Below are 23,333 nucleotides of genomic sequence, written 5' to 3' on the forward strand. Positions count from 1 at the left end.
ATGTCTAATAATAAAACTGCTCACTCTTCTAAAAAAGATTCAGCTATTAGTTGGAAAACTCTTAGCAGACTTGCCTCTTATGTGCTTGTGTATCGAGTTAAAATTTGCGTAATTATTGCATCAATAATAGTTAGCGCAATTGTGCAAGCTGCAAGCGCAGTGTTTTTGCAATCTCTTGTTGACTCGTATATTCTTCCGCTTGTCGGTAAGCATAATCAGGATTGGATGCCTCTTGTTCGCATGATTATTCTGATGGCAAGTGTTTTCGCTGTTGGCGTGTTTTGTTCTTGGCTTTGGAGCAGGCTTGTTGCGAATATATCTGAAAGTGTTATGCGTGATTTGCGAGACTCGATGTTTAAGCATCAGCAGAAGCTTTCATTGCGTTACTTAGATTCTCAAGGTTACGGCGATATTATGAGCCGTTACACAAACGATACTGAGGTTCTTCGTGAAGCAATTTCGTGGGCTTTTCCGGACTCTTTTTCTGCACTAATGTCAATTTTGGCAGCGTTTATATCTATTATGTGCTTATCGCTTCCGGTTGCAGTTTTTGTAGCTATATTTACTGCAATATTGCTTTATTTAGTGCGTTTTATGCTAAAGAAATCTGGCAGTTTATTTGAGCAATTCCAGCATGCATTAGGCGAGTTAAATGAGTTTGTCGAAGAATCTGCAACTGGAAGCAAAGTAATTAAAATTTTCAATCATGAAGCAGATTCTATTGAAAAATTAGATAATTGCATAGAAAAAGTGCAAAAAATTTCTGCAAGTGCGAATTCTTATGCAAATAACGTAATGCCTGTTATTAGTAATGCAAGCTATTTGCTTTATGTATTAATTGCTTTACTCGGTGCGTGGTCTGCTTCAGCTGGTCTGCCAACGCTGGGATTAGCTGGATCTAGTACTCTTACATTGGGTACGCTTATATCTTTGCTGGCACTTTCGCGCGCATTTATTAATCCTATTGGCGAAATTACAATGCAAGCTAACGCACTTATGATGGCTCTCGCAGGAGCTTCTCGTATTTTTGAACTTCTTGACGAAGAACCTGAGTCAGATGCTGGCACTGTTCGCCTTGTAAAAGTAAAGATTTGCCAATCTTCTAAGCAGCTTTCTGACGAATCAACATTTAAAGTTTTGCAAGAAGTTGACGAAAAAGAAGAAGGCGCGAATATTTATTGGGCTTGGAAGCGTGATGCTAAAGATAACGGCACTAAAGCAACTAAGCGCGCTCAAAACTTAAGCGAAATGGCTCAAGAGATTGTGTGCCATGCAAAGCGAGATGCTCGCACTTCTAAAGATGGCCGCTATACTTTGCTTCGAGGTGACGTACGTTTTACGGATGTGGTGTTTGGTTACAAAGAGAATCATCCTGTTTTGCACGATATTACGTGGTTTGCAAAGCCTGGTCAGAAAGTTGCTCTTGTTGGAGCTACAGGTGCTGGAAAAACTACTATTGCGAATTTACTTACGCGTTTTTACGACATCGATGATGGACAAATTTTGTATGATGGCATCGATGTGCGCGATATTTGCAAAACGGATTTGCGTCACGCTATTGGCACTGTCTTACAAGATGTGAATTTATTTACTGGCACAATAATGGACAATATTCGTTATGGAAATCTTGATGCTAGCGATGAAGATTGTATTCAAGCTGCAAAATTGGCCCATGCTGACGCGTTTATTTCTCATCTTCCTGACGGATACAATACGCAGCTTAACAATGGCGGTGAAGGGCTTTCTCAAGGTCAGAAGCAGCTTATTTCTATTGCTCGTGCTGCAGTAGAAAATCCGCCTGTGTTAATTCTCGATGAAGCAACTTCATCGATTGACACGCATACTGAAGAATTAGTTCAACATGGAATGGATTCTTTGATGGAAGGGCGTACTGTGTTTGTAATCGCTCACAGGCTGTCTACAGTGCGCAATTCTGATGTGATTATGGTGCTGGATCACGGTCGCATCATTGAGCGCGGTTCGCATGAGGAATTATTGGCAAAACGTGGGGAGTATTATCAGCTTTGCACTGGAGCTGTTGAGCTTGAATAATAGCTTGATTTTGTGCCGCAACACGCCGAACACGCGCGGCACTTGCATTTTGCTAAGGATTCTGTAAGATAGTGACTCGGCTGTTCGAGAGAACAAAGCCACGGCCCCGTAGCTCAGTTGGTTAGAGCGCCGCCCTGTCACGGCGGAGGTCACCGGTTCAAGTCCGGCCGGGGTCGCGATTAATAGAATACCCGGTTCGCCGGGTTTTTTATTCGTCATGGCTCTGTAGCTCAGTTGGTAGAGCGAACGACTGAAAATCGTTAGGTCAGCGGATCGATCCCGCTCGGAGCCACAACAAAAAACGCGCGACACGATTTGTGCCGCGCGTTTTGTTTTATTCGCTAGTCAAGTTGCTTCCACGAATCAACATCAATATGATGTTCAGGGTTTGCCTGCCAAGCTGCCCAAGCAGATTCTACGATGTCCTTCACGTCGTAGCGAGCATGCCAACCCATTTCTTCGTTAATTCGCTTCGTGCTGCCAATAAGCTGTGGAGGATCTCCAGCTCTGCGATCAAGAACAGTTTCTTTAAATGGCAAACCGGTAACTCTGCGCACTTCGTCAACAATTTCGCGCACAGACGTACCCTTACCAGTTCCTACGTTAAAAGCGTCATACTTGCGTTCGTCGCGATCCAAATACGTAAGTGCTGCAATATGCGCGTCTGCTAAATCAGAAACGTGAATATAGTCGCGAATGCAAGTGCCATCAGCAGTAGGGTAGTCGTCGCCAAAAATAGCAGGTGCTTTTCCTCGCTGTAGTCTGTCAAGAAGCATAGGAATTAAGTTCAAAATCGCAGGATCTTCCAATTCCACCGGACCGCATCCAGCTACGTTGAAGTAACGCAGTGCGCAGAAGCGAATTCCGTATGTGTGCTCGCAAGCGCGTGCCATCCATTCGCCAAAAAGCTTGGTTTGACCATAAGGGTTAATTGGCAACATTGGCACAACATCTTCTGGTACAACTTCAACAGGAGGAACGCCATAAGTTGCTGCAGAAGAAGAAAATACGAGCTTCTTAACTCCGCTATCTTTCATGCCTTCAAGCACATTAAGCATGCCGTTAATATTCTGTTGATAATACCAAAGTGGCTTTTCTACGGACTCTCCAACTTGCTTTCTAGCAGCAAAGTGAATTACAGCATCAACATGCTCATCTTTCATAATTTGCGCAAGTCGCTTTCCTGCATCAGGAGAAGAGATATCCATACCATAAAGACGTGCGCCTTCAATTCTTGTAGGCTTTCCGTAGCTTAAATCGTCAACGACGACGACATTTTGCTTTGTTTCATGTAAGGCGTGAACTACGTGTGCTCCAATGTATCCGCATCCACCTGTAACGAGAACAGTCATTGTCGACCTTCCTTTTGAATAATATCAATACAATCAGTGAGATTATATCTCGTAAAACTGAAGTTTCATGGTATGCATCTGTTGCATAGCATTTGTTATTCTTGCATTTTGATTCTGTAGCGTATGCTTAACTTGAATGTGTCAATCGTATTATTTTGTAAGGTGATGTTCGAATGATATTTGTTGCGTTATCTGTATTGCGTGTGATCATACGCGCTTATTTGATAATAATGATTATTCGAATGGTTGCAGATTGGTTATTTGTGCTTATTCCTCGTATGCGGCCTAGAGGTGTTTTTAATTTTCTAATACGGATTATTTATTTCATAACAGAGCCGCCATTGCGAGTATTGCGTAAGTTTATTCCGCCAACTCGTTGCGGAAATATCAGTATTGACGTAAGTTATATGCTTTTATATTTTGCTTTGTACGTTCTTCAAATTTGGTTATAGATGAGTTTATGGTTTTAAGAGCGTAATTTTTATAAAAGCGGCGTTTTGTTACATAAATTTTTGTATTAACCGCACTAATTTTCTGCGGACGTGATAGCATCGAATAGATATATATCAAAGGGCTATGCCCAAAAAGCGAGGTGTAAAGCATATGACTCTGTTGACGCCTAAGGACATTCGAGAGCATACCTTCCAAATTGTACGTTTTAAGGGAGGTTATGACGTTGACGAGGTCGACGAGTTTCTCGATCAGGTTACAGAAACAATAGAAGCACTCGGTCAGCAGGCAGTGCAGGGCCTAGGAGCTTCCACGCAATCTCTTGGCCGTGATGTTGCGGGTTTGAATACGAAGATTGCTGAGTTAACTTCTAAGGTAGAATCCTTAACTAAAGAAAATGAGGCATTGCGTAATGCTTCTAAGAAGCAGGGCGAATCAAATGAAGCTGCTTCTCAACTTGAAGCTACTGCAACTAAGTTGCGTGAAGCTGAAGAAAGTAATCGTGCTTTGACTGCTCAAAACCAGCAGTTGAAGGAACAGTTAGATGGTTTGGGTGCGCAGGTAGATCAGTTAACTGCTCAAACTGCTCAAGCAGACAATGCTAAGCAGGTTCAAAAAGAGCTTGAAACTGTTACTCGCGAGCGCGACGACTTCCGTGCAAGCAGTGAAAACTTGGGTCGCGAGCTTGAAACTGTTCGCCAGCAGCTTGTTGTCACTCAGCAGGAAAACACTAAGGTTGAGGAACTTTCCAAGCAGTTGGAAGAGTCTCGTCAGCGTGAAGAGCAGCTTCGAAAGCAGGTTGCTAAGATGGAACCAAATACTGAAACTGGTAGCTTGCAAAAGATTGCTGGTGCTGGTGCAGAAGCACAAGGTTCTGAGCCAGAGCGTGCAACTGCAATGTTGACTCTTGCTATGCAATTGCATGATCAATACGTAGATAAGGGCAAGGCTAAGGCTCAACAAATTGTTGAAGAAAGCCAAGCTCGTTATAACGAAACTGTTGCTAAAGCAGATGAATATTCTGCACGCACTCGTTCTGAAGCTGAAGAATACAGCAAGCAGACTCATGCTGATGCTGACGATTACTCTACTCGTACTCGCGGCGATGCCGATTCTTATGCTGCTCGTGCTCACAATGAGGCTGATGCTTACTCTGGTAAGGTTCGTCAAGCTGCTGATGATTACTCTAAGCAGACGCACGATCAAGCTGACCAGTATGAAGCTGAAGTACAGCATCGTGCTGCAGACTATGATTCTACAACTCGTACAGCTGCTGATGCATATGCTCGTCAGGTACGTGAGAATCTTGAGAAGCAAACTCAAGTTATTGAAGGAAATATTCAGAGCCTCAAGCAATTTGAGACTGAATATCGTACTCGCTTGACTGATTTCCTTGGTCAGTTGGTTGCTCAAGTTTCTGATGAAAATACCTATGCTGCATTAGGCAACAAGCAGGGTGAAGAATCTGGTAAGCAAGAGTAGTTTTTAGCAGTGCGTGACTGATATTTTAAAATGTTGCGCACTGCACCGATACTATTTGAATTACTAAAGATCGGATAAATATTGACGCATAGAGATGTGCGTGTGAAACGGCTACGTACTCGCGTAGCCGTTTTTGCACTGATTGTTTTTATTGGTGTTGTGCTGGATCGCATAACAAAACTTTGGGCTTTGGCGACGCTTAGTGACGGGAAAAACATTGAGCTTGTGCCGCACTTGCTTTCTTTAACTCTTGTACGAAATCCTGGAGCATCATTTGGCTTAGGTTCTTCTTTTACGTGGGTTATTAGCGTATTAGCTTGTGCTGCTTGTGGTGCAATGATAGCTGCTGTTAAGCACACAAAATCTTTGTATTGGACTATTGCGTTTGCTCTAGCGTTTGCTGGAGCTTTTGGAAACCTCATTGATAGAGCGCAATATGCTCAAGGTTTTTTGAATGGCAAAGTCGTAGATTTTATAAACTACGGTTGGTCTGTTGGCAACGTTGCAGATATTGAGCTTATGTTTGCAGGAATCGCAGTTGTATGCCTTATTTTGATTGGGATTCCTCTTTTAGAGCATGCCGATGAGTGATATTTGCTTTAAAGTTACAAGCCAATTTTCCGGCTGCAGATTTGACGTTTGCTTATCAAAGCTAATGGGAGTTTCGCGTGCAAATGCGATATCTCTTATTGAGCGTAACCAAGCGAAAATCTTAGGTAGAAAATCGCAAAAATCCTCCATTTTGCAAGATGGAGATACGATTGTTGTCGATCAAAAAGAAAGTGCAGAACGAAAAGAAGAGCAAAATAATAAATCTTCTGTATGTAATATTCCAATTATTTACAACGATGACGATGTTGTTGTAATAGATAAGCCTGTTGGAGTGGCGTCTCACGCAGCAAAAGGATGGAGTGGGCCGACAGTTCCAGAATGCTTAGAAGCTGCTGGAATAGATATAAAAACAACGCTGTGCGACGAATCGCGCAAAGGAATCGTAAGCAGATTAGACGTTGGAACAAGCGGATTAATGCTAGTTTGCAAAACAGACTTTGCTTATGAAGCAATGAAAAAGCAGTTTGCAAAGCATATCGTTAAAAAAACGTATCATGCGCTTGTTCAAGGAGATTTAGCGCAAGATAAAGCTACTATTGAGGCTCCTATTGGTCGTGCAAAAGTATCTGATTTTCGTTTTACTATTACTTCTGACGGCAAGCCTGCTGTTACGCACTGGGATGTGCTTGAGCGTTTTGGTCAAGCAACGTTAGTAAGCGTTAATTTGGAAACTGGTCGCACTCATCAAATACGCGTTCATTTTACTTCTATTGGTCACCCTTTGGTTGGGGATTCAATGTATGGAGCGAACCCAGTTTTGGCTCAAAAACTTGGGTTGCAACGTCAATGGTTGCATTCTATGGAACTTACTTTTACGCATCCGCGCACTGGTAAATCAGTGACAGTTAAGTCGCATTATCCTCTTGATTTGCAACACGCGTTAGAAGCTATGCGAGCATTATCAAAGTAACGTTTTTGCATTTTTCAGTCAACTTTCGCTTATAGAATATCTTTTATGACTCAGCCGGAAACCAACTTCGTACATTTGCACAATCACACGCACTATTCGCTTCTTGACGGTGCGTCGAAAATCCCTGATTTAGTTAATCGTGCTAAAGAGTTGGGCATGCCGGCTGTAGCTATTACGGATCATGGCAACATGCACGGCGCGTACGAAATGTGGAGTACGGCTGTAAAAGCTGGGATTAAGCCAATTATTGGCATAGAAGCGTATGTTACTCCTGAAACAGCAAGACAAGACAAAAGTCGCGTGCATTGGGGCACGGAAGATCAGCGTGCAGATGACGTTTCTGGTGGCGGTTTAATTACGCATATGACTTTGTGGGCGCAAAACGATACCGGCTTAACAAATCTTCTTAAAGCTTCGTCTGTGGCGAATCTTGAGGGTAGAGTTATGCGCTACCCGCGTATGGATAAAGACGTGCTTTCAACCTACTCAAAAGGTGTAATTGCGTCTTCAGGATGCCCTTCTGGAATTATCCAGACGCGTCTTCGCTTAGGTCAGTTCAAAGAGGCTTTACGAGCAGCTGGTGAGTTTCAAGATATTTTCGGGCGTGACAATTTCTTTATCGAGCTTATGAATCACGGGCTTTCTATTGAAACGCGCGTAACTAAAGACTTGCTTGAAATTGCGAAAAAACTTAACGCTCCTCTTCTTGCAACGAACGATTTGCATTACGTTCATGAAGAAGATCGTGAAGCGCAAGATGCTATGCTTTGCATTAATTCCGGCTCGCGCTTGGACGATCCTGACCGTTTTAAGTTTGACGGTTCAGGATACTATTTGAAGTCCGCTGAGCAAATGCGTGAGCTTTTTAAAGAGTTTCCAGAAGCTTGCGATAACACGCTTGAGATTGCTCGACGTTGCAATGTCATGTTCGACGACGGCGAAGATGGCGCTTTTATGCCGCAATTTGACTGTCCGGAAGGTTGGGATGAGACTTCGTTATTCCTTAAAAAAGTTGAGGAAGGTTTGGAGCGTCGTTACAATAACAACATTCCAATGGAAGTTTTAAAGCAGGCTGATTACGAGTGCGGCGTGATTTGCCAAATGCAATTCTGCGGATACTTTTTAGTTGTTGCAGATTATATTAATTGGGCTAAAGCGCATGGTGTAATGGTAGGTCCTGGTCGTGGTTCTGCTGCAGGCGCTATGGTTGCGTACGCAATGGGCATTACTGAGCTTGATCCTATGAAACATGGTCTGATTTTTGAACGCTTCTTAAACCCGGAGCGCGTATCCTTGCCTGATATTGATGTTGATTTTGACCCGGATGGTCGAGCTAAAGTTCTTGAATACGTGGGCGAAAAATACGGTAGAGATAAAGTTGCTCAGTGCGTTATTTACGGAACTATTAAAACGAAGCAAGCTCTTAAAGATTCTGCGCGTATTATGGGCTACGAGTTTTCAGTAGGCGAAAAAATTACGAAAGTTCTTCCTCCTGCTAAAAACGGCAAAGATATGAGCTTGCACGACATTTTCGACGAAAAAAACAAGCGTTACGCTGAAGCGCGCGAGTTCCGCGAAATGTACGATACGGATCCAGATACTCATCGCATTACCGAAGAAGCTAAGGGCATTGAAGGTTTGATTCGCCAAACAGGTGTGCACGCTTGTGCAACAATCATGGGCTCGGAGCCAATCACAAACACTTCGCCGCTTTTAGAGCGCACTGATGGAACGATTACAACAACTTTTGAGTATCACACTTGTGAAACTCTCGGTCTTGTAAAAATGGACTTTTTGGGTCTTTCCAACTTGACTGTTATTCGCGATACTTTGCGAAATATCGAAAATAATGGGAAAGATCCGATTGATTATACTAAGATTCCGTTAGACGATAAAGCTACTTATAAACTGCTTTCCAGGGGGGACACTTTAGGCGTTTTCCAGCTTGATTCCGACGGTATGCGTGCGCTTCTACGTACTTTGAAACCGGATAATTTCAACGATATTTCGGCTTTGATTGCACTTTACAGGCCTGGTCCTATGGATATGGATTCGCATACGAATTACGCTAAGCGCAAGAATGGTTTGCAAGATATTATCCCTATTCATCCAGAAGTTGCTGAGCCGTTAAAGGAAGTTTTGGACGAAACTTACGGTTTGATTGTTTACCAGGAGCAGGTGCAGTCTGCAGCGCGTATTTTAGCAGGCTACAGTCTTGGTAAAGCAGATGTTTTGCGTCGAGCAATGGGCAAGAAAAAGCCGGAAGTGCTAGCAAAAGAGCAAGTGCCATTCTTTGAAGGTATGAAAGCTCACGGATATTCTGAAGAAGCTGCACAAGCTGTGTGGGATGTTTTGGTTCCGTTCTCTGGTTACGCGTTTAATAAAGCTCACTCTGCAGCTTATGGTCTGATTTCTTACTGGACGGCATACTTAAAAACGCATTATCCTGTGGAATTTATGGCAGCTTTGCTGCAAAACGAGCGCACGAATAAAGATAAAACTGCACTGTACTTGGGCGAGGCAAGGCGCATGGGTATTCAAGTTTTGCAGCCTGATGTAAACGAGTCTGTTCTTGAGTATTCCGCAGTTGGAGATGTTGTGCGCTTTGGTTTGGGCGCTATTCGTAACGTTGGAGACAAAGCAGTAAACGATATTATTGCTGAGCGCGAAGGCGAGCGCGGACGTTTCGTAAACTTTATGGATTTCGTAAAGCGCGTGCCAATTACCGCACTAAACCGCCGACTAGTAGAATCACTTATTAAAGCTGGAGCTTTTGATTCTATTGATTCAAATCGTCGTGCTCTATTTCAAATTTGTGATCCTGCGATTGATTCTGTGATTGCGCTTAAGCGTAAGCAGGCAGAAGGTCAGTTTGATTTATTTGCTGATTTTGATTCGTCTTCTGACTCGGATGACGACAATGGTATGGGAGATATGCAAATTACTGTACCTGATGTTGAAGAGTGGGATAAAAAAACAAAGCTTAATTTTGAGCGAGAAATGCTTGGATTGTACGTTTCTGACCATCCACTAAGTGGATTGTCTGCGGTTTTGGCAGATTTACGTGAGATGTCAATCGCTCAACTGATCGACAGAGCAAGAACTATGAGTGACGGCCAGCAAGTAACTATTGCAGGCCTAGTTACGAGCGTAGATAGGCGAGTGTCTCGAAAAGGTAACGCTTGGGCGATTGTCACTGTTGAAGACATGGAAAGTTCAATACAATGCATGTTCTTTGGCAAAGTGTACGAAGCTTCAGCGCAAGAACTTGCAATTGACCAAGTTGTGCGTATTCGCGGACAAGTTGAAGTGCGTGATGAAACTGTTTCAATGCGTGCTACAGAGTTTGAAATACCAACTCTCGAATCAGTTGATGAAAGACCTTTAACAGTTGTTATTCCTCGTAAAGTTCTAGATAAAGGTCATGTTGCGCAATTAAGTGACATTTTGAGACGACACCCAGGCTGCTGTGAAGTGCGCTTGGCTCTTGTCGATGATACTGGCAAGGCGCAAGTTCTTACTTTTGGAGATCGTTTCCGTGTAAAGCGAGATACTTCTTTGTTTGCTGAAATGAAAATTGTTTTTGGATCTAGTTGTTTGCCTAGCGCGTAGAAAATATGCACTACTGATTTGATAAAATATAAAACTAGGTATGCTTTAAGAAATTACATTGAAAGGGGAGGAAACGACGAATATGTTAAACAACGGTGACGAGCACAATAATGACGACAAGCACAATAATGACGATTCTGTGCGCACTTCTTTTACTGATGCGGAATTAGATAATGCGCTCGCAGGATTTGAACGTGAATTTAAAGAAGCGTCGCAAGAAAATTTAAATAGCGAAAATTTAGAAAATAACCAAAAAAGCGACGATAATCAAGAAAATGATTTTCTTGATCAAGCTATGCGCAATATTGAAGAAGCTAATTTTGAAGAAGACTTGCAAGGTCTGCTTGGAAATAAAGCAAAAGTTGCGTTAATGGTTACGTATGTGCAGCCTGCGCAGTTGCTGGCTGCTTTTTGCAAAATGGCTAGCGTTTCAGCACAATGCTTCGATGAAGAACAAGGTGCTGTTGCAGTATTAAAAAATTTGGACGGCAATGAGCCGGAAGAAGCAGTGCAAAAATTTGTTGATTTCTTCCGTGGAATGGATGTTATGCTCATTACAAATAGAGCTGATAAATTAAATGCAAAAGTTTACGAATATAATTGCGAGCCACAAGAAATAGTTGCGCCTATGGCGTTAGCTGTGTGGTCGCGTGCAGTAGAAGATTTAGCTATTGGCATGGAAACAGTTGAAACTATTTCGAAACAAAATATAGAAATTTTTAATAGTGACGATTTAAGCGATGCAAACGCGTACGAGCTATTTCAAAAATATGGCAAAAGAAAGTAAAAATAATTAAGCAATTAATTGGCATATTAAATTGAAGAAGTTGTGACGTAACGTAGAAATTTCATTACAATTACGTAAATTCATTGAATATAAGCTCAACATATGAAGCGTAATGCGAAATAATACACTACAATTGCATGTGAATATGCATATGTGCGTGGCTATGCATACAACCGGATGATACCCAAGGGGCTTATTATGGATCGACAACAAGAGTTTGCTCTGCGTACTGTTGAAGAGCGAGACGTGCGTTTTATTCGACTCTGGTTTACGGATGTCTTAGGCACGCTTAAATCCGTTGCTATTGCCCCTGCTGAATTAGAAGCAGCTTTTGAAGAGGGAATAGGGTTCGACGGCTCAGCAATAGAAGGAATGACTCGCGTCCTAGAAGACGATATGATTGTGAAGCCGGATCCCTCGACGTTCCAAATTCTTCCATGGCATGGAGGTCCGGAAGGTACAGCGCGCATGTTCTGCGATGTGCTAACTCCAGACGGAGAGCCTTCGCTGGGAGACCCTCGTCACGTTTTAAAGACTGCGCTCGCAAAAGCGAAAGAAAAAGGATTTACTTTCTACGTGCATCCTGAAATTGAGTTTTATTTGTTTGAAGCTCAAGATGATTGGTCCAAAACTCCTGTGCCGATTGATGAGGGTGGCTATTTTGACCACGTTCCTAGAAGTTCGGCTATGGATTTCCGTCGTAGCGCAGTTAGTATGCTTGAACAAATGGGTATTTCTGTAGAATACTCGCATCACGAGGGCGGTCCTGGTCAAAACGAAATTGACTTGCGTTATGCAGATGCTCTTACTACCGCGGACAATATTATGACTTTCCGCACTGTAGTTAAGGAAATTTCTCTTGAACGCGGAATGTACGCAAGCTTTATGCCAAAGCCGCTAACTGATCAACCTGGCTCGGGTATGCATACGCATTTGAGTTTGTTCGAAGGTGATACGAACGCTTTTTATGAGGCAGGTCAAGAATTTAATATGTCTCTTATTGCGCGTCAATTTGCTGCTGGTATTTTGCATCATGCTTCAGAAATTTGCGCTGTAACTGATCAATATGTGAACTCTTATAAGCGTTTGTGGGGTGGTGCGGAAGCTCCTAGCTACGTTTGCTGGGGTCATAGCAACCGTTCTGCGCTTCTGCGTGTGCCGCAATACAAGCCTGGTAAAGGCAATTCTTGCCGAATGGAATTCCGCGCGCTAGATCCTGTAGCGAATCCGTATCTTGCTTACTCTGTGCTTCTTGCTGCTGGCTTGGATGGTATTGAAAAGCAAATGACTTTGTGTGATCCAACTAGCGACGATGTGTGGGAGCTTACTGATGCTGAGCGTCAAGCAATGGGTATTCAGCCATTGCCGGAATCCTTGGATGAAGCACTAAAGATTATGGAGCGCTCGGACTTCGTTGCAAGCGTATTAGGTGAACACGCTTTTGAGTACTTCTTGCGCAATAAGCACCAGGAGTGGGAAGAGTACCGTCGTCAAGTTACGCCTTTTGAGCTGGAGAAGTATTTGCCGCGATTGTAGCGCGAGCGCCTTTGACGCTTTTATGAAACATTTGCCGGAGTTTTTCTCCGGCATTTTTAGTTGTTAAGACCCTCATGCAGATTGCGCTCGCGCGGATTACGCGCTCGCTGCTGAGCTTGCGCGGAAAGTCCACTGGACTTTCCGCCTGAGCAAGCTCACGCTCCGAGTTGCCTTCGCGCTAAATGGCAGCGCTCAAGCAGGTCGTCGCGCTGCGTGAGGGTCTTTTGTTTGTTGTTTTGGGACACTCGTGCAGTACGCGTTCTGCGCACGTGTCTCATTTTGCCTGTTTTGGGACACTGCTGCAGATTGCACACTGCTTTAGGGTCTTTTGTTTTTTTTTATTGGTGATTTGCTTCAAAAAAATCAAAAATTTTGTAAAAAAGTGGGGATTTTTGGGGAGGAATGGGGTAAAATGGTGAGCAACGTGTAAATGGCATAGTACATGTTGAATTAAGGAGGTGGAGTATGGCACGTCGTGATGCTAATAAGCAACCGCGCAATAGCGCCAATTCTTCCTCTGAGCATTCCATAAATCAGGCTCAACAAGTTGCTGATTCAAATGTTTCTCAGCAATCGCAGATGCCACTGCAAATGCAAGATTCACAAGTGCCTCAGCAACAATACGTTCAGCCTGTTCAACCTATACAATCTAAGCAGTCGATTCAGGGTTATTATGGTATGCCTTCAACTGTTATGCCAGCAATGCAGCAATATATGCCAGCACCGGTTTTCACCTCCACTCCGTCCGGCGCTGCTGATTCGTCTGCACAAGCTGCAGCTATGCCAATTGCACCGTTCTCTAATGTTCAGCAGCCAGTTCAGCCAATGCAGCAGCCTGTTCAGTATGTGCAAAATCCTGCTGTTTCGCCATTAGCTCCTATTTTGCTTGGAACTTACACTCCGAAAATCGACGATAAGGGTCGCGTGGCTCTTCCTGCAAAATTCCGCGCTCAACTTGGAAGCGGTTTTGTTATGGCTCGTGGCCAAGAGCGTTGCGTTTACGTGCTTCCAATGACTGAGTTTCAGCGCATGACCACGCAAATTCAGCGCACTTCTATGAGCAATAAGTCTGCTCGTGATTATTTGCGCGTCTTTCTTTCTGGCGCTGTTGACGAAGAGCCAGATAAGCAAGGTCGTATTGTTGTGCCGACAATGCTTAGGGATTACGCCAGTTTAGGCAACGAAATCGTTGTTATTGGTGTTGGTACGCGTGCTGAAATTTGGAATAAGTCGGCTTGGGAAGCTTATCTTGCTGATCGTGAGCAAGGTTATTCCGATATTGCTGACGATGTACTTCCGGCGGTGATGTAATGCAAGATATTACAACCATACACGCCCCGGTTTTATTGCAAGATTGCGTCGATTTAGTAACTCCTGCTTTGCAGCATAAAGACGCGGTTGTAGTGGATTGCACACTAGGTCTTGCCGGCCATGCTACAGCATTTCTTAAAGCAGCTCCTTTTGCAACTCTTATTGGAATTGATCGAGATTCTGAGGCGCTGTCTTTAGCTACAGAACGCATGCGTAACGAAGGTTTGGAAAATCGTTTTATTCCGGCTCACGCAGCTTTTGACGAAATTGACTCAGTCTTAAACGCGCATAATATTGATTCAATTGACGCAGCTTTTATGGATTTGGGTCTTTCTAGCCTGCAAATTGACGAAGCAGATCGCGGCTTCTCCTACTCTCACGACACCGCTCTTGATATGCGTATGGATACTACGCAATCTACTACTGCGGCAACGATTTTAGCAACATATGATGCTCGCGAATTAACTAAGATTTTCCGCGAGTATGGCGAAGAGCGTTTTGCGTCTCTTATTGCGCGTCGAATTGTTGAAACTCGCGAAGACCAGCCTCTTTTAACTTCCCTACAGCTTGTTCGTTTAGTTGACGATGTGATTCCTAAGGCTCATCGCGCTACTGGAAATCCAGCTAAGCGCGTTTTCCAGGCTTTGCGTATTGAAGTAAATGGTGAGTTAGATAAGCTTCAGCGCACGCTTCCAAAGATTGCTTTGCATCTTCGTGAACATGGCCGTCTTGTAGTTGAGTCTTACCATTCTTTGGAAGACACAACTGTTAAGCGCTTTATGAATAAGGGCTTAACTGTTGACGTTCCAGCGAATATGCCTGTTATTCCTGAAGATGCTCAGCCTTTCTTTAAGTCTCTTACAAGAGGCGCAATGAAAGCATCTAAAGAGGAGATTGAGCATAATACTCGCTCTTCCTCAGTTCGTTTGCGCGCTGTTGAATTGTGTCGTCCTATTCCTAATCGTTGGCTTAATAGGCTTAAAGATGAAGCTTATGGCTTAGAGCCTCGTAAAGGAGGCCGATAAAAATGGTATTGAATACTAAAAATCGCGTATTGCGTTCGGCTTCTTCTACTTCCGCTCCTGCAGGTCGTGTTAAGGATTCGTCAACTCGTAAAGATTATTCGCGAAATTCCTCCACAGCAGTATTTGGTGCTGCTAAGCGTCAAACTTCCGTTGTTCTTAATCGCTTGCAGAAAGTTATGAACTGGAGTAATACGCGCAAAGTTCCAATCATAAATTTCATGATTATTGTGATTTTCATGGTTGTGACTTTGTCTACTTCGCTTATGCTTCGTACGCAAATGGCTGAGCTTTCTTTTGAGCAGACTGCTACGCAATCTCGTATTTCACGCTTGCGTCAAGATGTTGAGGCTAAGCAAGCAAAGCTCGATACTTTGGATGCTGAGCTTCCTTCGAAAGCGCAACGCATGGGGATGATACCGCAGCAAGGTTCTATTGCGATTGATTTAAGTGATTATGCGGCTAAACGAAAGCATAATCAAAAGAACAAAAAAGAAGTTCCAAAAAATAATAATTCGCAAAATAATACGCAGGATAAAGCTAAAAACAAAACTAAAAATAAACCTAAAAATAAAACTAAAGAACAGCAACAAAAACAACAGTCACAACAAACAAAACAGGAGAAACATTGATGCGCCACATTTTTAAACAACGTTTCGCCAGAGAACAAAACTTTGTTCGTAAATGCGCTGTTATTGCTATAGTTTTCGCTTTCATAGGCATTTGTGCCGTTGTAAAGCTTAGCTATATTCAGCTAATTAACGCACGTTCTACTGCACAGGCAGCTCAAGCAGAACGCAGTAGAGTGCGCCCAATTCTTGCTCGTCGTGGCAAAATTTTGGATTCCAATGGTGCTGTTCTTGCACAAAGCGTTGAGAGATTCAATATTATTGGAGACCCTCTTAACGCTCAGGCTTTTAAGCCTACGCCATGCACTAAGCAGACTGAAAATAATTGCCATATGCTAAATGGTAAACCGGTAGAGGGCACGGGCGCTGTGGCGGTTGCTCGTTTGCTAGCTCCGATTCTTCACATGAGTTCTGTAGAGCTTGGCGGAAAATTAGCTGGCGTTGGTCGTTACGTTTTGTTGAAGCGTAACGTAACTCCTGCAGTTAAGCGCGCTATTGACAATCTTAATCTTTCCGGATGCATTTATGCAGAAAATAGTAGTGAGCGCGTGTATTCTAGCGGTCCAATTCTTGGTTCTGTAATTGGCGCAGTTTCAAATGCAGATGAAGTTAATCGTAAAGACTTAAAGAATCGCAAGGGCGAAGTTGGTGTTTCTGGACTTGAGCTAACTCATGACTCCACCTTAAACGGTGTAGACGGCTACCAGCGTTATCAAGGTAATAATGTTGGAAATGAGAAGATTCCAGGAACTGTAACAGAATCTAAACCTGCTGTAAACGGCAGTGATATTAAGCTTACGATTGATAGCGATGTTGATTGGTATGTTAAGAAGGTTCTTCTTGACGGAAAGAAACAATATCGTGCAGCATGGGGTGTTGCAGTAGTTCAGGATGTTCGAACTGGCGAAATTCTTGCTTTGGAAGATACTGACGATATTAAAGCTGGTAGCACACAATCCAAAGTAAACGTGTCTCGTGCAGTAAGTCAAACCTTTGAACCAGGTTCTATTGGTAAGGCTTTTGCAATGGCTGGTATGTTGCAAACCGGCGCTCACAAGCTTAGCGATCAGTTTGCGGTTCCTAACAGCATTAATAAGAATGGTCAAACATATCATGATGCTGTTGATCATGGTGTTGAACATTGGACTTTGGCTGGTATTCTTGCTGAATCTTCAAACATTGGTATGGTTATGGCTGGCGAAAGGTATCCGTTAGATAAGCGCTACGAATATCTTTATAAGTTTGGTCTTGGTCAGTATACCGGATTGAATTTGCAGGGTGAATCTCGCGGTTTGCTTCCTAGCATGCAATCTTGGGATGGTCGTAAGAAAGATACTGTTCTCTTCGGCCAAGGTTATGCTGTGAACGCTTTGCAGCTTACTAATGCTATGGCAACTATTGCGAATAAAGGCGTGAAACTGCGTCAAACTTTGATTAAGTCTGTTATTGATTCTAATGGTCATGTAACTAAAGCTGGGCGTGCTCAAGGAACGCGAGTTATTGATGAGAATGTTGCAGCTCAAATGATGAACGCTCTTGAAAACTCAGGTGAGCATTATCACAGTTTCGCAGGTGTTGATGGTTACCGTGTTGCTGCAAAGAGTGGTACTGCAGAAGTTGCGGGACCTGATGGCCGTCTTAGCTCCACAATTAGCGACTGGTCTGGTGCTATTCCGGCGGATAATCCTCGATTCATCGTAACCGTTGTGCTAAAAGATCCGCAAGGCGTTTACGGTGGTATGACTTCAGGCCCATTGTTCAAGACAATCGGCGAATTCCTTATGCAAAAGTACGATGTTCCAACTTCTGCTGCACGCACGAACCCTGTTGCGGTAAATTGGTAATGAGCGCATTACAATGTTGTTTAATACTAAGTAGGGTGTGCAATGAATGTGGTTGATGAATATTCAAGAGTAAGAGTTACTTTAGGTTTTGCTGCAAAAAACTATGGTTTTGAAGTTGTTCCAGCGTTTGCATCTGAGGTAACTGTTACTTCTATTGCTCATGATGTGCGTCAAGTGCATCCTGGTTGCCTGTTTGTGCCGCTCGGCCACGTTGATCGTCGTCAACTTGAGGCTGCTAGAGATGCTGGAGCGTATGCTGCTCTAGTTCCACCGGAGTTTCGTAATGAAGCTGTGGATTTAGGAATACCGCTACTTGTATCTTCTGCTAATCCTGTTGCTCTTGGAAAGCTTGCTTGCGATATTAATTTCGATCCTTCTTCTTGCATCGCAACTTTTGCTGTTGCAGGTGACGATGATGATGAAATTCATGCTAATGTTTTGCGATTGGCAGACTTTTTACACATGCTTGGTAATCCTGTTGGCGTGATTAGTGACGCCGGTTCGTCTTCTTTGCAGCGTGAACTTTCGCTGGAATATCCGTTAAATATTGCTGATGTTCAGCATACTCTGTCAGTTTGTGCAGAAGATGGTGCTGCTGCAGTAGTTATTGCACTTAATTCTGCAACTTTAGCTAAGAACGCGTTACAATCCGTTAGTATTGATGTTCTTGGCGTTGAGCAAACTCAGAATGAAAGCAATTCTGGAGCAGAATCTGATTCTAAATCTAATTCTGAATCTGAAGATGAGACTGAATCTAAAGATGCGGTATCAAATGTGAAAGTTAGTGCAAAGACATCTTCTTCACCGCTTTACCCGGCATATGCAACCGGCATGAGTTTTTATGCGCTGCGTCAACGTTATGGTTTTTCTGGAAGAGAGCACGCTTATTGTGTTACTAGATCGGCTGAGTCTGACGAATTAGCTGAATTAGCGGATCAAATTGGTGGCAATGATGTGCAGCGGCATCTTTCATTATCTATTGCAATGGTGTTAGCTGCTGGTGTTCGTCGTGGGACTATTAAAAGTGCGCTTCGAGTTTCGCATGAATTGCACTGAATAGTGATGAAGCGCTGATTTCATTCGAGTTTTCAAATAAATTAATTGCGTGAGTTTTGTTTAAGAGCTTTTAATTATGTTGCTAATTTGGAGGATGTTATGAGTTGTGTTGAAACTTCGTGTGCCAGCAATGCTAAGAGTTTAGATCATGCCGATATGATGCCTATGAGCATAAGCGAAATTGCTAAAGCTGTTCATGGTGAAATACACGAGTTTAATAGTTGTGGCACAGATTTAGTTGCAAATTCCGTTTTTAGTGATTCTCGTCAAATTCGTAAAGGTTCTGTGTTCGTAGCTATAGTTGGTGAACATGTTGACGGTCATGATTATGTAAAGAATGCTGAAAAATCTGGAGCTGTTGTAGCTATTGTTGAACATGTTGTCGAAGGCACTAATCTCAATCAAATAGTTGTTAATAATTCTGTAGAAGCGCTGGGTTTGCTAGCTAAACATAATTTGGAACTTCGCCGCAATCTTAACAAACCTTTCACTATTATTGGTATTACTGGTTCCGTTGGCAAAACAACAACGAAAGATATGTTGAAGGCTTTGTTGAGCACGCTAGGCGAAACAGTTGCTCCTGTTGGATCTTTTAATAATAATATTGGTTTGCCTCTTACTGCTTTGCAAGTTGGCAGTAATACTCGATTTTTAATAGCAGAAATGGGTGCTAACCATGTTGGCGAAATTGCCAATTTAACTCATATTGCTCCTCCGGATCTCGCAATAGTGCTTAAAGTTGGTGTGGCTCATTTAGGTGAATTTGGCTCAGTTGAGCGAATTGCGCAAGCAAAAAGTGAGATTGTGCGTGGGCTTTTGCCACATGGCATAGCAGTATTAAATTCTGACGATAAGCGAGTTTCTGCAATGTCTTGTCTTGTAGAAAATAAGCATGTGCGCTGGTTTGGTAGAAATGCTAAAAATGGATTGCTGGAATCAGCTAGTAAAGATGACTACCAACTTTCAGCTAGCAATATAAAGTTAGATTCTTTTGGTAAAGCAGTTTTTACTATCACTGAACGCATTAATTCTTCTGATTTAGTCAATCATGTTGAGGCGCATCTTGCTATACAAGGCGAGCATAATGTTATGAATGCACTTGCAGCAGCAAATGTTGCAAGATATTTGGGAATGACTTTAGATGATATTGCTTCTGTGCTGTCTAAAGTTTCGCATATTAGCCCACATCGCATGCAATTGAGTACAGTTTCGAAAAATGACGAGAAATTTACGCTTATTGACGATTCCTTTAATGCAAATCCTGATTCTATGAAAGCAGGAATCGATGGTTTGTGCGCTTATGAAAATGATTCTTGTAGTGCATCTTCGAAACCTTTCCGTATAGCGGTTCTTGGTTCTATGTTGGAGCTTGGCAGCAACGAAGATGAATTGCACACAAATATTGGAGAATATGTGGCAAATTCGAGTGTCGATGCGGTTGTTGCTGTTGGTTCAAAAACGGACTCTGACTTAGATAAATTAGCTCACTGTATTGCTCAAGGTGCGCGTTCTTCTTGGAATAATAAACTACTTTCTTCTAATGATGCAGTCTATTTTGTACACAGTGCGGATGAGGCTGATGATATTGTTTGGAAAATTGTGGCCGAGCATCCGAGTAGTGTTGTGTTATTGAAAGGCTCTCATGCTTCAGGCTTGAGTGTGCTTGCTGAACATTGGGCAAATATTTAATTGCTCGATGCTCAATATAAGTGTGAAATTAATAAATTAAGTATTATAGCAAACGGAACAGTAGACGGAGGTTAAGCGGTGATTGCGCTTATTGTAGGAATTGTGGTGTCGCTCGTAGTTACGATTGTTGGCACGCCTTTGCTTATTCGTTTAGTGCATCGTTTGCACTACGGTCAGTACATTCGCCAAGATGGACCACAATCTCATTTAGTAAAGCGTGGCACGCCAACTATGGGTGGTGTTGTTATTAATTTTGCTGTAGTAGCAGGTTGGGCTGCTTCTGCTCTTTATAGATATGTTTCTGTTGGCCGCTCGCCTTCATGGTCTGCTGTTTTGGTGCTGTTTGCAATGCTTTCAATGGGTTTGCTTGGCTTTATTGATGATTTTGCTAAGGTTCGTAAGAAGCAGAATCTTGGTCTTTCTGTACATGCGAAGTTTACTGGTCAAATTATTTTTGCAAGTATTTACGCGCTTTTGTCATTGCTATTGCCAACTCAATCTGGTATTGCTAGCGCTCAACCTGGAATGAGTTTTATTGAAAAACCATTTTTTGATTTTTCTATACTCGGTAAAGGTGTAGGAATCGTAGTATTTATTGTTTGGGTTAATTTCCTTATTGCTGCTTGGTCTAACGCTGTAAACTTGACTGACGGACTTGATGGTTTAGCTTCTGGATCTTCTATGATTGCTTTTGCTGGTTACGCTTTGATTGCTTTTTGGGAAAGCTACCATGTGCGCGGAGGCGGTCATTTTGGATTCTCTTACGCTGTTTCTGACCCTCTCGATTTAACTATTATTGCTGTTTGTGCTGCTGTTGCTTGCTTTGGATTCTTGTGGTTTAATTCGAATCCTGCTCAAGTATTTATGGGAGATACTGGTTCGTTGGCTTTAGGCGGATTATTTGCAGCTCTTTCGATTGCAACTCACACAGAGTTTTTGGCCGTGATTTTGGGCGGATTATTTGTAATGGAAGCTGCAAGTGACGTTATTCAAGTTGGATTCTTTAAAGCTACGCATAAGCGTGTGTTCAAAATGGCTCCTATTCATCATCATTTTGAATTGCTCGGCTGGACAGAAACCAAGGTTGTTGTGCGATTCTGGATGATTGAGCTTATGTTTGTGCTTTCTGCGCTTATGATGTTCTACGCTGATTGGGCAGGGCGTTCTGGCTTGCTTATTTAATTTCAAAAATTGGAAGGCTTCAATATGAATATTGTCGATGGCAATGACGTATCTGTTTCGTCTGAATCTACATGTAAGTCATGCACAAGCGATAAAGCATTTGCTTTTAAGCGTGTATTAGTTGCAGGTCTTGGAGTTTCTGGTCGTGGTGCAGCTGAGGTTTTGAGCTCTGTTGGATCTGAGCCTGTGACTGCAGACGAAAATAAGCCTGATGCCGATATACATGATTTTTCAGCAATAGACTGGTCTAAAATCGATGCTGTTGTTACATCTCCAGTATTTAATCCTCGCACGCCATTTTTGCAAGAAGCTGCATCGCACAATATTCCAGTAATGAGCGAAGTTGAATTAGCGTGGCGCTTGCGCGTACCTTCTAAGCGCACGAATAAACCTGCTTATTGGATTGGCATTACTGGCACAAATGGTAAGACTTCTACTACAGAAATGACTTCTGCAATGCTAACCGCTTGCGGATTAAATGCTCCAGCCGTGGGAAATATTGGAAAGTCTGTGTCACATGCTGCTTTGGAATGTGAGCATGATGCTTTATGCGTTGAATTAAGCTCTTTCCAATTGCATTTCACTGATTCTTTAGCTCTTGACTGTGCTGCTATTACTAATATTGCTGCTGATCATTTAGATTGGCATGGTGGCATGGAAGCGTACGCTCGTGACAAGTCAAAAGTATTTAATAATGTGCAAAAAGCTTTGGTTTACAATGCTCAAGATGAGCGTGTAAGCAAATTGGCAGATTGTGCACAAGTTGCTGATGGCTGTAAAAAAATTGGTTTTACGTTAGAAGAGCCTAAAGATGGTGAAATTGGCGTAAAAGACGGTTGGATTGTCGATAACAGCGGTGTTGCTGGAGGAACTAAAGGCACTCTAAAACCTATTGTCGAATTGCGTGAGCTAAAACATCTGTGCGAGCCTGATGGCAGTGTGTATCCGCATTTATTAGCTGATGCTCTTACTGCTTTAGCTTTAGCTTTAGGTTTAACTGGTGATGTAGATTCTTCAGTTCGTGCTTTACGCGAGTTTGCTCCTGGAGGTCATCGCATTCAAACAGTTGCGACTTTGATGTCTGAAGATGAAAATCCTTCGCATTGTATTAGATTTGTAGATGATTCTAAAGCAACTAATGCTCATGCTGCTCGTGCATCTTTAGCTAGTTTTGCTAATAATTCGGTTGTTTGGATTGCTGGTGGTTTAGCTAAAGGTGGTCATTTTGAAGATTTAATTGCAAACCAACTTCATGTGATTAAAGCAGTTGTTGTTATTGGAATAGATCAACGTCCAATTGTTGAAGCTCTTCACAGTTCAGCTCCTCACATTCCAGTAACTATTGTTTCACAGGATGGTTCTTGCGCTAAATCATATGATTGCGTTGATGACTTAGTTTATGAGAATATTGAGAATACTTCGCTTGTAAATCCTGATTCTTCATTCGGTGAGGCTGTTATGCGTCAAACTGTAGAAGCTGCTGGGCGTTATGCTAAGCCTGGTGATGTTGTTCTGCTTGCTCCTGCTTGTGCCTCTATGGATCAATTTGTTTCGTACGCCGATCGCGGCAATCGTTTTGCTAAAGAATCTCAACGATGGGTGCATAATCATGGTGTTCAACAGTAATAAGCCTAAAAAGTTTTTGCGTTCATTAACGCGCAAAGTCTCAGAAGTTATTATGGAAGATCATATTGAAGCAGATTCAGATTCTTCTCATTCTTCTAAAAAACAAAAATTCGAATCTTTTAAAAAATCTATTAGAACGTCAGCAAGTAAAGTAGGCGAGTCCGTAAGCAAAGTAGGAGCG

At 42.6% G+C, this 23,333-nt stretch carries 17 protein-coding genes and 2 tRNA genes; 18 read left to right on the forward strand and 1 reads right to left on the reverse strand.

The genetic code is table 11. The features are described 5' to 3' along the window. The 3 genes from AC1EK3_RS00305 to AC1EK3_RS00315 all read left to right on the forward strand — a co-directional run bounded on the left by AC1EK3_RS00305 (position 1) and on the right by AC1EK3_RS00315 (position 2,344). Complete coding sequence (locus AC1EK3_RS00305) at positions 1-2,052, forward strand: ABC transporter ATP-binding protein (protein ID WP_480033317.1); 2,052 nt, start codon at positions 1-3, stop codon at positions 2,050-2,052. A gap of 102 nt (positions 2,053-2,154) precedes the next feature. Continuing rightward, positions 2,155-2,228: transfer RNA gene (locus AC1EK3_RS00310), tRNA-Asp, on the forward strand. 43 nt (positions 2,229-2,271) lie between these two features. Further along, a tRNA-Phe gene (locus AC1EK3_RS00315) sits at positions 2,272-2,344 on the forward strand. A 49-nt stretch (positions 2,345-2,393) separates the two neighbouring features. Here the strand turns inward: AC1EK3_RS00315 and galE are convergent. After that, on the reverse strand, positions 2,394-3,404 hold the full coding sequence (gene galE / locus AC1EK3_RS00320; RefSeq protein WP_004108540.1) for a UDP-glucose 4-epimerase GalE: 1,011 nt from the start codon (positions 3,402-3,404) through the stop codon (positions 2,394-2,396). A 173-nt stretch (positions 3,405-3,577) separates the two neighbouring features. Here galE and AC1EK3_RS00325 point away from each other — a divergent pair, with 173 nt between their 5' ends. The 15 genes from AC1EK3_RS00325 to murD all read left to right on the forward strand — a co-directional run bounded on the left by AC1EK3_RS00325 (position 3,578) and on the right by murD (position 23,152). Next, a complete protein-coding gene (locus AC1EK3_RS00325) occupies positions 3,578-3,856 on the forward strand; it encodes a YggT family protein (protein WP_415683749.1) in 279 nt (92 codons plus the stop codon). Between the two features lie 151 nt (positions 3,857-4,007). After that, entirely contained in the window at positions 4,008-5,336 is a 1,329-nt protein-coding gene (locus AC1EK3_RS00330) for a DivIVA domain-containing protein (protein ID WP_391495948.1), read from the forward strand. A gap of 96 nt (positions 5,337-5,432) precedes the next feature. Next, a complete protein-coding gene (locus tag AC1EK3_RS00335; RefSeq protein WP_391495947.1) occupies positions 5,433-5,927 on the forward strand; it encodes a signal peptidase II in 495 nt (164 codons plus the stop codon). Next, positions 5,920-6,858 carry an RluA family pseudouridine synthase gene (locus AC1EK3_RS00340; protein ID WP_480033316.1) on the forward strand — a complete coding sequence of 313 codons (939 nt, stop codon included), beginning with the start codon at positions 5,920-5,922 and terminating at the stop codon, positions 6,856-6,858. Before AC1EK3_RS00335 ends, AC1EK3_RS00340 begins: the two co-directional genes overlap by 8 nt. Before the next feature lie 45 nt (positions 6,859-6,903). Continuing rightward, positions 6,904-10,470, forward strand: a complete 3,567-nt coding sequence (gene dnaE, locus AC1EK3_RS00345; RefSeq protein WP_480033315.1) for a DNA polymerase III subunit alpha — start codon at positions 6,904-6,906, stop codon at positions 10,468-10,470. Positions 10,471-10,552: 82 nt separating this feature from the next. Then, positions 10,553-11,257: a hypothetical protein gene (locus AC1EK3_RS00350; protein ID WP_480033314.1), complete on the forward strand. Its 705-nt coding sequence runs from the start codon at positions 10,553-10,555 to the stop codon at positions 11,255-11,257. A 198-nt stretch (positions 11,258-11,455) separates the two neighbouring features. After that, complete coding sequence (gene glnA, locus AC1EK3_RS00355) at positions 11,456-12,793, forward strand: type I glutamate--ammonia ligase (protein WP_415683754.1); 1,338 nt, start codon at positions 11,456-11,458, stop codon at positions 12,791-12,793. A gap of 465 nt (positions 12,794-13,258) precedes the next feature. Next, positions 13,259-14,104: a division/cell wall cluster transcriptional repressor MraZ gene (mraZ, locus tag AC1EK3_RS00360; RefSeq protein ID WP_480033313.1), complete on the forward strand. Its 846-nt coding sequence runs from the start codon at positions 13,259-13,261 to the stop codon at positions 14,102-14,104. Further along, complete coding sequence (gene rsmH / locus AC1EK3_RS00365) at positions 14,104-15,129, forward strand: 16S rRNA (cytosine(1402)-N(4))-methyltransferase RsmH (RefSeq protein WP_004136826.1); 1,026 nt, start codon at positions 14,104-14,106, stop codon at positions 15,127-15,129. The genes mraZ and rsmH overlap by 1 nt, the downstream gene beginning before the upstream one ends. A 2-nt stretch (positions 15,130-15,131) precedes the next feature. After that, positions 15,132-15,758, forward strand: a complete 627-nt coding sequence (locus tag AC1EK3_RS00370; RefSeq protein WP_004136828.1) for a hypothetical protein — start codon at positions 15,132-15,134, stop codon at positions 15,756-15,758. After that, a complete protein-coding gene (locus AC1EK3_RS00375) occupies positions 15,758-17,599 on the forward strand; it encodes a peptidoglycan D,D-transpeptidase FtsI family protein (RefSeq protein ID WP_480033312.1) in 1,842 nt (613 codons plus the stop codon). The genes AC1EK3_RS00370 and AC1EK3_RS00375 overlap by 1 nt, the downstream gene beginning before the upstream one ends. Positions 17,600-17,641: 42 nt before the next feature. Further along, positions 17,642-18,655, forward strand: a complete 1,014-nt coding sequence (locus tag AC1EK3_RS00380) for a UDP-N-acetylmuramyl peptide synthase (protein ID WP_419399175.1) — start codon at positions 17,642-17,644, stop codon at positions 18,653-18,655. 99 nt (positions 18,656-18,754) lie between these two features. Beyond that, complete coding sequence (locus tag AC1EK3_RS00385) at positions 18,755-20,344, forward strand: UDP-N-acetylmuramoyl-tripeptide--D-alanyl-D-alanine ligase (RefSeq protein ID WP_480033311.1); 1,590 nt, start codon at positions 18,755-18,757, stop codon at positions 20,342-20,344. Between the two features lie 78 nt (positions 20,345-20,422). Then, complete coding sequence (gene mraY / locus AC1EK3_RS00390; RefSeq protein WP_410297014.1) at positions 20,423-21,526, forward strand: phospho-N-acetylmuramoyl-pentapeptide-transferase; 1,104 nt, start codon at positions 20,423-20,425, stop codon at positions 21,524-21,526. 24 nt (positions 21,527-21,550) lie between these two features. After that, a complete protein-coding gene (gene murD / locus AC1EK3_RS00395; RefSeq protein ID WP_480033310.1) occupies positions 21,551-23,152 on the forward strand; it encodes a UDP-N-acetylmuramoyl-L-alanine--D-glutamate ligase in 1,602 nt (533 codons plus the stop codon). Positions 23,153-23,333: the final 181 nt, after the last annotated feature.

It is taken from the genome of Gardnerella sp. C0026F2 (genome assembly GCF_056590715.1).

Bases quoted from the DNA above. Each gene is read 5' to 3' on its own strand.
- AC1EK3_RS00350 (WP_480033314.1), top strand. From the start codon at position 10,553: ATGTTAAACAACGGTGACGAGCACAATAATGACGACAAGCACAATAAT.
- AC1EK3_RS00385 (WP_480033311.1), top strand. From the start codon at position 18,755: ATGAGTTGTGTTGAAACTTCGTGTGCCAGCAATGCTAAGAGTTTAGAT.
- AC1EK3_RS00305 (WP_480033317.1), top strand. From the start codon at position 1: ATGTCTAATAATAAAACTGCTCACTCTTCTAAAAAAGATTCAGCTATT.
- AC1EK3_RS00370 (WP_004136828.1), top strand. From the start codon at position 15,132: ATGGTATTGAATACTAAAAATCGCGTATTGCGTTCGGCTTCTTCTACT.
- galE (WP_004108540.1), bottom strand. From the start codon at position 3,404: ATGACTGTTCTCGTTACAGGTGGATGCGGATACATTGGAGCACACGTA.
- AC1EK3_RS00330 (WP_391495948.1), top strand. From the start codon at position 4,008: ATGACTCTGTTGACGCCTAAGGACATTCGAGAGCATACCTTCCAAATT.
- rsmH (WP_004136826.1), top strand. From the start codon at position 14,104: ATGCAAGATATTACAACCATACACGCCCCGGTTTTATTGCAAGATTGC.
- AC1EK3_RS00375 (WP_480033312.1), top strand. From the start codon at position 15,758: ATGCGCCACATTTTTAAACAACGTTTCGCCAGAGAACAAAACTTTGTT.
- dnaE (WP_480033315.1), top strand. From the start codon at position 6,904: ATGACTCAGCCGGAAACCAACTTCGTACATTTGCACAATCACACGCAC.
- AC1EK3_RS00380 (WP_419399175.1), top strand. From the start codon at position 17,642: ATGAATGTGGTTGATGAATATTCAAGAGTAAGAGTTACTTTAGGTTTT.
- AC1EK3_RS00340 (WP_480033316.1), top strand. From the start codon at position 5,920: ATGAGTGATATTTGCTTTAAAGTTACAAGCCAATTTTCCGGCTGCAGA.
- glnA (WP_415683754.1), top strand. From the start codon at position 11,456: ATGGATCGACAACAAGAGTTTGCTCTGCGTACTGTTGAAGAGCGAGAC.
- murD (WP_480033310.1), top strand. From the start codon at position 21,551: ATGAATATTGTCGATGGCAATGACGTATCTGTTTCGTCTGAATCTACA.
- AC1EK3_RS00325 (WP_415683749.1), top strand. From the start codon at position 3,578: ATGATATTTGTTGCGTTATCTGTATTGCGTGTGATCATACGCGCTTAT.
- mraZ (WP_480033313.1), top strand. From the start codon at position 13,259: ATGGCACGTCGTGATGCTAATAAGCAACCGCGCAATAGCGCCAATTCT.